This window comes from Dorea sp. OM07-5, assembly GCF_003481355.1.
Taxonomy (GTDB): Bacteria; Bacillota; Clostridia; order Lachnospirales; family Lachnospiraceae; genus Dorea_D; species Dorea_D hominis.
The window spans coordinates 88389-101160 of sequence record NZ_QUKZ01000002.1 but is presented as its reverse complement, the minus strand read 5'-3'; the positions used below and the strand labels follow the sequence as shown (position 1 = coordinate 101160).

The window sequence follows — 12772 nt, the reverse complement described above, 5'->3', positions numbered from 1 at the left end:
CTACCACCTGTTTTTTAACTTGTTCTGCAACTGATACAGTGTATTCAGTGCGTCAATCGGCGTCAGATTCGTTACATCCAGGTTTTTGAGTTCCTGAAGTACATCATCATCTTTGACGGTATCAAACAATGACATCTGTGCCAGATCCACATCATCATATTTCTTCGCTTTGTGTTTCGACTCACTTCCTGCCACTGCAATATCTTTGATCCGTGACGTGATGTCTGCCTGCACCAGTTCTTCTACAATTTCTTTTGCACGGTCTGTAACAGAAGCTGGGACACCGGCAAGACGCGCCACCTGAATACCATAACTTTTGTCCGCACCACCGCTTACGATTTTACGAAGGAAGATAATGTCATCGCCTTTTTCTTTCACGGCAATGCAGTAATTATTCACGTTATCAATCTTTCCTTCCAGTTCCGTCAGCTCATGATAATGCGTTGCAAATAATGTCTTTGCTCCCAGCAGTTTACTGTTGCTGATATGCTCAATCACTGCCCACGCAATACTCAGTCCGTCAAAGGTACTTGTTCCACGCCCAATCTCATCAAGGATCAGGAGACTCTTGCTTGTCGCATTTCGTAAAATATTCGCGACTTCTGTCATCTCTACCATAAAGGTACTCTGTCCGGAAGCCAGATCATCCGATGCTCCCACTCGGGTGAAAATACGGTCAACAAGTCCGATATTTGCCGAAGATGCCGGAACGTAGGATCCAATCTGTGCCATCAGTACGATCAAGGCTGTCTGGCGCATATAAGTTGACTTTCCAGCCATGTTCGGTCCGGTGATGATAGAAATTCTTTTCTTCTTATCATTCAGATAAGTATCATTTGTAATGAACATATCATTCGGAATCATCTTCTCTACGACCGGATGTCTGCCGTCTTTGATATCAATGACACCTTTCTCATTGATCTTCGGACGCACATAATTATTACGTTCAGCGACCAGTGCCAGAGAAGCCAGAGTATCAATCTTCGCAACCGCTTTCGCTGTTGTCTGGATACGCACAACTTCTTTTGCAATCGTGTCACGCACCTCACAGTAGAGCTGATATTCCAGCGCATACAGCTTATCTTCTGCACCGAGGATCGTGTCCTCCAGTTCTTTTAATTCTGGAATAATGTAGCGTTCCGCATTGGCAAGTGTCTGTTTCCTTGTATAGTACTCCGGCACCAGATTCTTGAAAGAATTAGTTACTTCCAGATAATAGCCGAATACTTTATTATATTTGATTTTGAGATTCTTGATTCCGGTCTTTTCCCGCTCGTCTTCTTCCAACTTGGCAAGCCATTCTTTTCCGTCAGACTTGGCATGTCTTAACTTGTCTACTTCTGCATTGTAACCATCCCGGATGATGCCACCCTCTTTCATGGCAAGCGGTGGCTCATCCTTAATTGCCTTTTTCACCAGTGTACACAGATCTTCCAGTGGATCTAACGCATCGTACAGTTCCCGGTTCAGGGTACTTTGCATATCACTTAAGATCGTCTTTACATGTGGCAACATGGAGAGGGAACTCTCAAAAGCGGTCAGATCTCTTGGATTGGCAGACTGGTATGTAATCTTGCTGACGAGACGTTCCAGGTCATAGACCGGTGTCAGGTATTCTCGGATCTCTTCTCTTGCGATCGCATTGTTTTTAAATTCCTCTACCGCATCCAGTCTCTCATCAATTTCTTTTTTATGTAACAATGGCTGTTCAATATACTTGCGCAGTGTCCGCGCTCCCATCGCAGTTTTCGTCTTATCGAGAACCCAGAGCAGGGAACCTCTTTTCTGCTTCTCACGCATTGTTTCACAAAGTTCCAGATTCCGTCTTGTAGAACTGTCGAGAAGCATATATTTGCCATTCGTATACGGTATCAGTCTGGACATATGTGTCAGTGCATTCTTCTGCGTCTCCTTCAGATACTGGAACAGTGCACCTGCCGCTACAACACCGCAGTCATAATCCGCAAGTCCAAGCCCTTCCAGTGTTGCACAGTGGAAATGCTCTTCCAGCGTCTTCGTGCAGATTTCATCATCAAAATACCATGCATCCAGCGAGTAAACGGTGATACCAAGACGTTCTCTTAAATCGTCAAAATCCATGCCACTCATATAAAAAGCCTCATTGCAAATAAGCTCTGAGGGCATAAATTTGTAAATTTCATCAAATAACTTTTCACTGTCTTCTATCTCGGTCACAAAATAATCTCCGGTTGTCACATCCGCAACCGATACACCATACCGGTCTGCAATGTATGCGACACACATAAGATAATTGTTCTTCGTCTCATCCAATGCCTGGGTATCCAGATTCGTACCAGGTGTTGCGATCCTGACAACTTCTCTCTTTACAATTCCTTTCGCTGTCGCAGGATCTTCCATCTGTTCACAGATTGCAACTTTATATCCTTTGGACACAAGCCGGTTCAGGTAACTGTCCACAGCGTGATAAGGTACTCCACACATTGGTGCCCGTTCCTCTAGCCCGCAGTTCTTCCCTGTCAGGGTGATCTCCAGTTCTTTTGATGCTGTGATTGCATCGTCAAAGAACATTTCATAAAAATCTCCCAGTCTATAAAACAAGATACAGTCTTTGTATTCTTCTTTTGTTTTCATGTATTGCTGCATCATTGGTGTTAATTCAGCCACATCTATTCTCCTTTGTATCGATTTTAAGTTTACATTTTATTATAACATTATTTTTCCGGTGGGAAAAGATAGAATTTCTCATCTCAGAACATGAAAAACAGGTTTTTCTTCGCCGAACAGGTAACAGGCAAGGTAGCTGGAAAGAAAAATTCCAACCGCACAGAGTCCTGCAAAAATGATTGCAAAAGGCAGACAGATCTGCCCTAAGATCTGAAATGGCATATCTGTATAATCCCATACCTTCATATGCCACATACAGTTTACAACGATTCCTGTCATAAATTCCATGGAAACTACAAAAATATCGCATCTCAAGATCTGTTTCCACAGTGGTTCATCCCATCCAATCTTGCTGCCCTGCAGATAAATAAACAGGAAACAGATTCCACCAAGCAGAAACATGCTCCAGTGCGAAAATCCGCGAAACAATTGTTCAAATACATAATACAGACTGCCTCCGATTCCGATGAGGCAGAGATATTTTCCGGTTCTACCCATAAAAACGCCCTCACTATCCTTCTTACCAGATAGTTTGAGCGTTTTTGTATCTCTTTATAGGTGGAAGATATTGCAAATGATTTTATTCTGCAAGTTCTCCCAGATAATAGAATCCTTTACATTCTGTCAGGTGTGCATTGACATAGCTTCCGATCATGGAGGCCTCTCCTTTTAAATGTACAAGCAGGTTATTACTCATACGTCCGGTCACCATAGTCGAATCATGATCGCTGACAGACTCAATCAATACTTCCTGTGTTGTTCCTTCATGAACCGCACATACTTCAGCTGCGATGGATTGAACTTCATGAAGAAGGCGGTCAAATCTCTTTTTCACAACATCTGCTGGTACCTGGTTTTCCATTTTTGCGGCAGGTGTTCCGGTACGTTTGGAATAAATAAACGTAAATGCGCTGTCATAGCGAACTTTTCTTACAACGTCCAGCGTCTCTTCAAAATCTTCTTCTGTCTCCCCCGGGAATCCGACGATAATATCTGTGGTAAGAGAAATATCCGGCACTTTCGCACGCAGCTTTTCTACCAGTTCCAGATAAGATTCTTTCGTATAATGACGGTTCATTTTCTTTAAGATTTCTGTACTTCCTGACTGTACCGGAAGGTGCAAATGCTTACAGATTTTCTTGGAAGTTGCCATTACATCGATCAGTTCATCAGAAAGATCCTTTGGATGGGAAGTCATAAATCGGATTCGTTTAAGTCCTTCAATCTTTTCAATTTTCTGCAATAACTGCGCAAAACTTATCGGCTCATCCAGTGTCTTTCCATAGGAATTGACATTCTGTCCGAGAAGCATAACTTCCGTAACACCGTCTGCAACAAGGCGCTCAATCTCCCGGATAATATCTTCCGGCTTTCTGCTTCGCTCACGGCCTCTTACATATGGTACAATGCAGTAGCTGCAGAAGTTATTACAACCGAACATAATATTGATTCCCGATTTGAATGAATATTTTCTCTTGTTCGGAAGATCTTCTACGATTTTATCGGTATCTTTCCAAATATCGACAACCATCTTACCGCTTTCATAGCGCTGGCATATAAGCTCTGCAAATTTATAAATATTATGCGTTCCAAATACGAGATCCACAAATGAATAGCTCTTCTTTAATTTTTCAATAACTTCCGGCTCCTGCATCATACAGCCACAGAGTCCAATCTTCATATGTGAATTTTTCTTCTTATGAGGCTTTAACTGTCCCAGTCTTCCGTACACACGGGTATTGGCATTCTCACGCACGGTACATGTATTGAAGATTACAAAATCTGCTTCGTCTTCCGGCGCTTCCACATATCCGATATCCAGTAAGATCCCCCTTAATTTTTCAGAATCTCTTGCATTCATCTGACATCCAAAAGTAGTAATACATGCAGTCAGTGGACGTCCTGCTTCCTCAGACTCCTTCTGTACATATTTTTTTGCTTTTTCTATGTAATAATACTGTCTCGCAGTATCTTCCTCTGGTGGAGTCTGCATAAGATCGATGTTGTATTTCATATGATCTGACATATTGTTTCCTTTCTTCTATACAAATTGATTGGTATTTTCGTCGTAAGTGTAATCAATGTTCTGTAATTTAGTTTCCATCTCTTCTCTGTCTGCCTGCATATCCTCACACAGCGCATCAAGAGATGTAAACTGGTCGCGCAGTTTTGTATTCACGACGCTTAAAAGCAGCATTGGATCTTTTGGTAAATTCATTATTCATATATCCTTTCTTCTGTGATCAGTTTCTGTGGACGGATATCATTTGCCTCTATCGGCACACCTTCCACAATCTGAAAGCCGAATGCAACCGCAGCCGTAAAAAGCTCCGGGTACAGTTCCAGATATTTGTCATAGTAACCACCGCCGAAGCCGATGCGGTTTTTGTCTGCATCAAAAGCAACACCCGGCACAACCATGAAGCCATCTCTTGCTTCTTTCTTCCCGGCTTTGCTCTCGCCTTTTGGCTCCAGGATTCCGTATGCTCCGATCTCGAAGTCATCTTTCGATCTGACCCGAAAGAAATCCATAATATCACCGTTCACTCTTGGAAGCCAGAGATTTTTGCCAAGTCGGAGAGATTCTTTCAGTATCACCTCTGTCTTTACTTCCCCCGAAAAATCCATATATGCGTAAATATTCTTCGCTTTCCGGTACTCCGGCAGGGCAAGCAGTTTTTCGGCGATCGCCATGCTTGATTTCTCGCATGTCTCTTTGGACTGTGCTCTCCGCTGTTTTAAAATGCGGAATCTAATTTCCTTTTTTGTTTCCATATTTTTCTGCATGTCTTTTTCCCAGATCTGTAACACTTCCGTCATGTTCTTTGATAGAAATATTATTAAGCTGACCGCGCAGGTTCATCCGGACAGAATCAATATATTCGCGGCGCAGGATCTGCTGTTCCTTTCTCTCTTCTTCAGTAAGTGTTCCTTCTTTTGATTTATGATATAATTCGTTAATTCTTGCGATTTTCTTCTCGTCCATTCTCTTTTGTCCTTTCCATCATTTATCTGTATTCGTTTAAATCTTTTCATTTTCTATAGTTTCAGCTGGAATAATTTTCCAGAAATCCGTACAGATCTGCCTGGGAACGGATATATTTTCCATAGCGGATCTCATTGCGGACATTCTCCGGCAGATCATCATAAGCAATATCTGTATATTCATATACAGTTTTACGATCACTGGCATATACAACCAGGAATCCGCCTTCCTCTATCAGATAATATCCTTCTTTTTTATTTGCATCCGCAGGAACTGTCTGCGTCTCTCTTTTTACTTCCGCTTCTTCCTGTGCATGTTCTCTTGCCTTCTGGAAACTGAACTGATAGGCAAATGTCAGGATCAGCACTGCCAGAACTGCTGTCGTGAAAAAACCAATACCATACTTATTCATAATAAGGACAACTCCTTTTTAGTATAGTATTGGCATGTAAAATCTTTTTTATACGCTCCTAAGACGGAAACAGACGGCATTTTTTACAAACGGCAACCAGTTTTGTTCCCATCGGCATCTGCCGCATTTCTGCTTCGGTAAGACCGCCAAGCAGGATGATTGCTGTACCATAAACAGCTACCGCCGCAAGAAGTGCCAGAATTGTAGCAATATGTGTTCCAAGGAACAACTCAAAGAACAGGTGTACAACTAATGCCACAACACCCATGATCACAGAGGCAATCGCAGGTATAATAAATGTCTTCTTGCGTTCCTGTACAAAGCCAGCATATTCTCTTAAGGCATGTGCATTGAAAATACAAGCAGTAACAGAGAATACAATCTTACTTAATACAACAGCATAAATGCCCCACTTAAATACAACCATCATAATAAACAATGAAATAATATGTACAACAAGTGCTGCCGCTGCACTGTATACCGGTGTCATCATACGATCCATGCCCTGTAACGCCGCATTTGTGATTGTTGACAAACAGTAGAAAATAACTGACAATGCTCCAAACTGCAGTGTCACGGCTGCAATCCGGTTATCTTCTGTAAAGAAAATAAGATCCAGAAGCGGTTTTGCCAGCACGATAAATCCTACTGCACTTGGAAGTGCCACAACCATTGTAAAACGGCTGAAAAGTTCAATCTTATTATGTAACTGTTTGCGGCTTCTGTTCTTAACTGCCGCTACAATACTCGGCATCATCGCAGATGCGATCGCACTGGAAAAGGCAAGTGGAACGTTGATCAGCGTATCGTACTTACCACTGATGATTCCAAGAAGTGCTGCGTATTCACTCTCCTTGTGCCCCTGTGCTGCCATGATCTTGCCAAACATTGCATTGTCAATAACACCACAGATATTATATACCGTCGCACTTAAAATAACCGGTGCGATCGTCAAAAGCAGAACCCGGAATATCTCTTCATAAGTTTCCTTGTGCCTGCTTCTGTCTTTTTTCATTTTTTTCTTTACAACTCTCTGGTAAACGAGAAAGATAAAGACTACAAGCACAAGTGCTGCGGCTGCACCGGCAACTGTTCCTAATGTACCACCGGCCGCACCATAAGCTTCTCCGTAAGAGGAATCACCTCTTGTCTTTCCAACCGCACGTCCTGCTTTTAATAAGACATAAGCGCCACCGATGCTGACAACCGCATTGATGATCTGCTCTAAGATCTGCGAGATTGCCGTCGGCATCATAGAGCCGTTGCCCTGAAAGAAACCACGGAATACACCAAGAATCGCTACAATCAGAATACAGGGTGCAAGTACGCGAAGTGCATAGACACTCATGCTCATCGCCATAATATTTTTGGCAATGACTCCCGCGCCGAAGAATATAATCAGTGCTGCCGTTCCTCCTACTGTGATTGCAAATGCAAGCGCACCACGGAATACTTTATATGCATTTTTATATTCGCCGACTGCAACTCTGGCGGATACCAGTTTGGAAACAGCAACTGGGAGACTGTACGAAGTCAGTGTCAGCGCAATCGCATAGATCTGGAACGCAACACCGTAATATCCCAGTCCTTTATCACCAAGAATACCAACCAGCGGAACTCTGTATACCGCACCGATGATCTTGGTAATCACTCCTGCGGCTGCCAGAATTGTCCCCTGGATCAGCAGATTTTTTTCGCTTTGTTGTTTTTCCGACATGTTCTACTCCATCTTAACGTAATATTTCTAATTTTTCTAAAATCTCTCTTTGCTTCTGTTCCATAACGAGGCGTTCTTCCTCCTCCATATGGTCATATCCACATAAGTGTAACACAGAATGTGCAATTAAAAAAGCATATTCTCTACGGGGAGAATGTCCGTATTCTTCAGCCTGTGCGAGAACTTTTTCCTTTGATATGACAATATCTCCAAGAACAAGCTCTCCGCTTTCCGGATCAAAAGCTTCCGCACAGTCTTCAAGAAAATCAAAATTACCTGCCTCTTCATAATCAAGCATCGGAAATGACAGGACATCCGTCGGTCTGTCAATCTCTCGGAATTCAAGATTCATCTCATGGATTTGTTCATTCATGGTAAGAAGCAGATTCACCTCCGCTTCATAAGGACATCCGATATAATCCAGTGCTCCTTCCACGACTTCTTCGGCAATCTCTTTTGCATTTACAGGCAATGTGAGGGCACCCTCTTCTTCAAAGTAAACCGTCATTATTTTCTCCTTTTTTCACGTCCGCGTACCTTGGCGGCATTTGCTTTATTTTCATATTCTTCATAAGCTTTTACAATCTTCTGTACAAGTGGATGACGCACAACATCCTTGCTTGACAAGCGGCAGATGCTGATATCATTAATGTTTTTTACAACTTTTACAGCTGTATCCAGACCGGAAATCTGACCGGACGGCAGGTCTTTCTGCGTCTCATCTCCGGTGATAATGACTTTGGAGCCAAAACCGATACGGGTAAGGAACATCTTCATCTGTGCCGGAGTTGTATTCTGCGCTTCATCCAGAATAATAAATGCATTGTCCAGTGTACGACCGCGCATGTAAGCAAGTGGCGCCACCTCGATCAGACCTTTTTCAGAATTTTTCAGAAAGCTCTCCGCCCCCATGATCTGATACAGTGCATCATACAGTGGCCTTAAATAAGGATCGATCTTGCTCTGCAGATCTCCAGGAAGAAATCCAAGTTTTTCTCCTGCTTCAATTGCCGGTCTTGTAAGAATGATACGTCCTACTTCATTATTTTTAAATGCCGTGATCGCCATCGCCATTGCAAGGTAGGTCTTTCCAGTTCCTGCTGGTCCGAGACCGAAGGTAATCATCTGCTTACGGATCGCATCGACGTATTTTTTCTGTCCCAACGTCTTTGGCTTGATCGGCTTACCCTGGATCGTATGACAGATAATATCTTTATCAATCTCCAATACACTGTCTTCGCTGTCTTCCATTGCAAGTGAAAGTGTATAATCTACCTGCTGTTCTGTGATACCACCACCACGTTCGGACAGTTTTACCAGATTCGCAAGTACGCTTTTCGCTTTCTCAACGCGGGCAGCTTCACCCATGATCTTTACATGTTCATCTCTTGCTATAAGTGTGACATGTAAAGATCTTTCAATTTTTTTCGCATAAACATCGAACTGACCGAACACATTCTGCTCATGCTCGGTCGGAATCTCAATGACTGTTTCCATCATGCCCATCTATATTCTCTCCTTGTTGCGATTTTGAATTTCGCGGAATCTTTTTTATCTTCGACGGTCTCAAAACACCGATACTCCTGACTGCAGTGATTGTGCCTCTCGCACTGGCGTTTCCTGACCCTGTGTATATTTTAACATCATTCTCCAGAATTTCTACCCCTTTTTTCTCCAAATCACGGCAATATTGTGAAAATGTATGGCTTAAAAGCTGCTGTTTTTCCTTTGTTGTATGATTTTTCTGACTTATTCTGTAAAAAACCGTTGTTTTCGTGCCATAAGAAACCGGCAGTTTGATGCGGTCAAAAAGGCAGAGTGGATGATTTGTGATATAAATTTCCTGTTTTTTCGTCTGTTCCGTCTGTTTTTCGGGGAAAATATCTCCGGTCTGAAACTGCCAGTCTGCAATCCTTATATAGTCTTCTTTCTTCTTTATTGTTCCATAAACTTTTTTCGCATAACTGTTTGCTAAAACCTCTTTATATGGAATCGTTACTTCCGCTTTGATATCCGCATCTGCCCTGTGATACTGGTAATCGATCACTGTCTGACTGTCGTCCTTTACCGGAACCTGACCGGATACAAGCACCTGTCCCTTTCTGATCTTCTTTCCTTTCCGGATTCTGGGAATACCTTCCCTTGGAACAATTTCTGTGATCACACCATCTGTATCTGCGACAAGATCATAAGGGGACACGGCTTTCTCTTTTCTATTTTCCGTCAGTTTCTTTGTCTTACTTCTGTATGCATCCATATTTTCCCGGACACGGATACAGAGCCGATTGCCGTCAATGCTCGCTGAAACCCATATGATATTTTTATAATTCCTTCTAAGATCTGCTGCAATCTTGCCGCAGTTTACTTTCGATTTCACCATTCCGGTATGTACCTTATTATTTTCCAAATAATGAAGAATCTGCTCTCTCGTATAGATCTGATTTCCCGACAGATCAATATCCCAGATAAAACGTGTCAGCATGACCAGTAATGCAAAACACAGTACACATCCCGTAAAAAATAATTTTCTCCTGCGATAGCGGAGCAGAAAAAAAGGAAGACCAATACGCTTCACGATCGTGACTTTCGTACCGGTCTTTCGAAGAATCGTTTTCAGTTTTTTGAAATCGCATACGAACATATTTACTTCATATGCGCCATTTACCACCTGCAGATTCCAGAGACGGATGTTCCTGTGACGACAGCCATTAATAAAACGCTCGGTTCCGGAGCCTGTAATACGGATTCTTAAATATCCCCGGGTATATCTCCACAAACGGATCAGCATCTTTTCCGACACCTCCTTATTCACTGCAATGATATTCGATATCCCGGATCCATCCGGTCATTTTCATCTCATCATTCGTATAATAGGAGATCATCAGATGCTCTCCGGTAACTTTTAACTGGCCGCCTTTTACCTGCACCCGGACAAGTTCGCCTGTATATTCCAGAATCCCACGGTAGTTCTCCAGCGTAAGCTCCACATTACCGGTTACTGTCAGAACCGACAGCCCCGGAAGTACATCTTTCGGTATCTCTGCAAACTCCATACACACCGACTGCCTTCTTATGGATGTTATTGTAATCTATGCAGATCTTTATTTCAATATGCTCACATCCACGCAAAAAACTTTACTGATCGTTGGTTGCATCCCCGTCTCCGCTCACCGGGATCGCTTCTCCAAGATATGTCGGTTTTGTCTTGCGCAATACCGATACAACGTCTTTATCTCTTGCCAGAAGTTCCCGCAGATCCCGGTACATCTGTCCTGCATAGCGCGTTTCCTTTGCCGGAACTCCGGTCACCTTCATTCCAAGCCCCTTGCCACTGTACAGTGCACGATACAGATGATATTTCTGTGACACAACGATCATATTCTTTACCTGAAAAACCGCCTTTGCACGATACATACTCTCATAAGTGGAAAATCCGGCATGATCCATAAAAATATCTGAAGACGGAATCCCTTTGTCTATGGCATAATCTTTCATAACCTGTACTTCGTCATAGTCTTTTCTGCCATGATCGCCACTCATAATGATCTTGGATGCTGCTCCTTCTTCATAAAGTCTGCATGCCGTCTCCAGACGGTCCCGTAACATAAGCGACGGTGAATTGTCCTTGTGTACGCCTGCTCCAAGTACAAGGATACAGTCTGCTTTTGAAGATTTCACTTCAGATTCCTTTTTGATCAGACCTTTCGTGCTTCCGATCACCCATGCATTTCCAAGAAGTGCTGCAAGAATAACAAACAATCCGATACAGATCAGATTTCTGAAAATACGCAGTATCAATCTTTTTTTCTTTTGTCTTTTCATATACTTCCCCATTTCTTTTTTACTTAACTACAATTCTTTGTCGCCATAGCATCTGAAGAAAACTGCCAATAGCAAATTTTGCATGTGCTGTATTTTAACGTTCCTTAATCATTTGATAATAATCAAGTCCTTCATATCCAAGCCTTTTGTATAACGCGATTGCTTTTTCATTGCACGGTGTTGCCTCCAGGCGGTATCTCTTAGCATCCGGGTATTCTTCTTCTACCCATGCAAATACTTTTGTTCCATAACCTTTGCCTCTCGCTTCCGGTTTGAAGAAAAGTTCTTCTAAGAGAACTGTCTGTCCTCCCGCCTCGTTGCTCCAAGTAAGAGACATATTAAAATATCCGACAACGCCGGTTTCATCTTCCAGCATCAACATTCTCGCATACTGTCGGCTGCGCAGGCATTCCTTAAGTGTTGCCTCAAAATTTTCTTCCGGAACCGTGTGGTCACACGCCGGTCCTTCATAAAATTCCTTCTCCATCGCAAAAAGGACTTCTCTGTCTGTCTCTTTAACATCTCTGATTGTAAACATAAAAACCTCCGATACTTTTCTTATTTCACATCTGTTATATACAGATTCCATACGAATTGTTTCGTACTTCGTACTCTCACAATTCTACCCAATATTCGCATATCGTGAAGCTTACGCTCCACTTTTATGCTCATATCGGGGCGGGGCATTAAGCCCTAAAACTACTCATGTGCAAGCACATCGTAGTTTTAGGCTTTTGCCCCTGGCATCTAACATTATACATGAGTTTATTCCGCCTGTATAGTCTCTTAGACCTTGCATTCTGATTTCTGGATGCTATAATAGTACAAGATATGCATTTACCGAATGAAGGAGGAACTATTTTATGAAATTTATATATCCTGCCATCTTCCGTCAGACTGAAGAAGGCAGCTACAAAGGTTATTTCCCGGACCTGGAATATTGTTACGGAGAAGGGGAGACTCTGGATGACGCCATCGACAGTATCAACGATGCCGGAAAAGACTGGTTGACACTGGAATTATCCGAAGACGAACCACTCATCCCATATGTCAGTGATCTGGAAGATCTGACTTTGGAAGAAGGCGATATTGTCCGCAACATTTCCATGAACATCCGTTTTTATGAAGGATGGGATGAATAAAGAGATAACAGAAAGCATGTAAGATAAAAATCTCTGGAAATAAAGAG

At 42.6% G+C, this 12772-nt stretch carries 15 protein-coding genes; 1 reads left to right on the top strand and 14 read right to left on the bottom strand.

Features of this window, described 5'->3' with window-relative positions:
- The 14 genes from mutS to DXC04_RS02205 form a co-directional block, all read right to left on the bottom strand.
- Positions 1-2646, bottom strand: coding sequence for a DNA mismatch repair protein MutS (mutS, locus tag DXC04_RS02265; RefSeq protein WP_330426408.1), 2646 nt, complete (start codon positions 2644-2646; stop codon positions 1-3).
- A gap of 78 nt (positions 2647-2724) precedes the next feature.
- Positions 2725-3144 (bottom strand): putative ABC transporter permease, encoded by a 420-nt coding sequence (locus tag DXC04_RS02260; RefSeq protein WP_118659751.1) that lies wholly within the window; start codon positions 3142-3144, stop codon positions 2725-2727.
- Between the two features lie 82 nt (positions 3145-3226).
- Positions 3227-4660, bottom strand: coding sequence for a tRNA (N6-isopentenyl adenosine(37)-C2)-methylthiotransferase MiaB (gene miaB, locus DXC04_RS02255; RefSeq protein ID WP_243112083.1), 1434 nt, complete (start codon positions 4658-4660; stop codon positions 3227-3229).
- Positions 4661-4687: 27 nt separating this feature from the next.
- Positions 4688-4864 carry a DUF4250 domain-containing protein gene (locus DXC04_RS02250; RefSeq protein WP_118659748.1) on the bottom strand — a complete coding sequence of 59 codons (177 nt, stop codon included), beginning with the start codon at positions 4862-4864 and terminating at the stop codon, positions 4688-4690.
- The gene (locus tag DXC04_RS02245) at positions 4864-5421 is read right to left on the bottom strand and encodes a 5-formyltetrahydrofolate cyclo-ligase (protein ID WP_243112082.1); all 558 of its coding nucleotides are present in this window, start codon (positions 5419-5421) and stop codon (positions 4864-4866) included. Before DXC04_RS02245 ends, DXC04_RS02250 begins: the two co-directional genes overlap by 1 nt.
- The gene (locus tag DXC04_RS15815) at positions 5399-5632 is read right to left on the bottom strand and encodes a DUF896 domain-containing protein (protein ID WP_021861013.1); all 234 of its coding nucleotides are present in this window, start codon (positions 5630-5632) and stop codon (positions 5399-5401) included. Before DXC04_RS15815 ends, DXC04_RS02245 begins: the two co-directional genes overlap by 23 nt.
- 61 nt (positions 5633-5693) lie before the next feature.
- Positions 5694-6044: a hypothetical protein gene (locus DXC04_RS02240; protein WP_021861014.1), complete on the bottom strand. Its 351-nt coding sequence runs from the start codon at positions 6042-6044 to the stop codon at positions 5694-5696.
- Between the two features lie 58 nt (positions 6045-6102).
- Positions 6103-7761, bottom strand: a complete 1659-nt coding sequence (locus DXC04_RS02235; protein WP_021861015.1) for a putative polysaccharide biosynthesis protein — start codon at positions 7759-7761, stop codon at positions 6103-6105.
- A 13-nt stretch (positions 7762-7774) separates the two neighbouring features.
- The gene (gene ybeY / locus DXC04_RS02230) at positions 7775-8269 is read right to left on the bottom strand and encodes an rRNA maturation RNase YbeY (protein ID WP_118659746.1); all 495 of its coding nucleotides are present in this window, start codon (positions 8267-8269) and stop codon (positions 7775-7777) included.
- Complete coding sequence (locus DXC04_RS02225; RefSeq protein WP_021861017.1) at positions 8269-9267, bottom strand: PhoH family protein; 999 nt, start codon at positions 9265-9267, stop codon at positions 8269-8271. The genes ybeY and DXC04_RS02225 overlap by 1 nt, the downstream gene beginning before the upstream one ends.
- Positions 9242-10549, bottom strand: a complete 1308-nt coding sequence (locus DXC04_RS02220; RefSeq protein ID WP_118659744.1) for a sporulation protein YqfD — start codon at positions 10547-10549, stop codon at positions 9242-9244. The genes DXC04_RS02225 and DXC04_RS02220 overlap by 26 nt, the downstream gene beginning before the upstream one ends.
- A 16-nt stretch (positions 10550-10565) precedes the next feature.
- On the bottom strand, positions 10566-10814 hold the full coding sequence (locus DXC04_RS02215) for a YabP/YqfC family sporulation protein (protein WP_021861019.1): 249 nt from the start codon (positions 10812-10814) through the stop codon (positions 10566-10568).
- Between the two features lie 82 nt (positions 10815-10896).
- Positions 10897-11583 carry a SanA/YdcF family protein gene (locus tag DXC04_RS02210; RefSeq protein WP_118519346.1) on the bottom strand — a complete coding sequence of 229 codons (687 nt, stop codon included), beginning with the start codon at positions 11581-11583 and terminating at the stop codon, positions 10897-10899.
- A 94-nt stretch (positions 11584-11677) separates the two neighbouring features.
- Positions 11678-12121, bottom strand: a complete 444-nt coding sequence (locus DXC04_RS02205; protein WP_021861021.1) for a GNAT family N-acetyltransferase — start codon at positions 12119-12121, stop codon at positions 11678-11680.
- A 325-nt stretch (positions 12122-12446) separates the two neighbouring features.
- On the opposite strand from DXC04_RS02205, the gene DXC04_RS02200 reads away from it, so the two are divergent.
- Positions 12447-12725 carry a type II toxin-antitoxin system HicB family antitoxin gene (locus DXC04_RS02200; protein ID WP_021861022.1) on the top strand — a complete coding sequence of 93 codons (279 nt, stop codon included), beginning with the start codon at positions 12447-12449 and terminating at the stop codon, positions 12723-12725.
- The last annotated feature ends 47 nt before the right edge of the window (positions 12726-12772 follow it).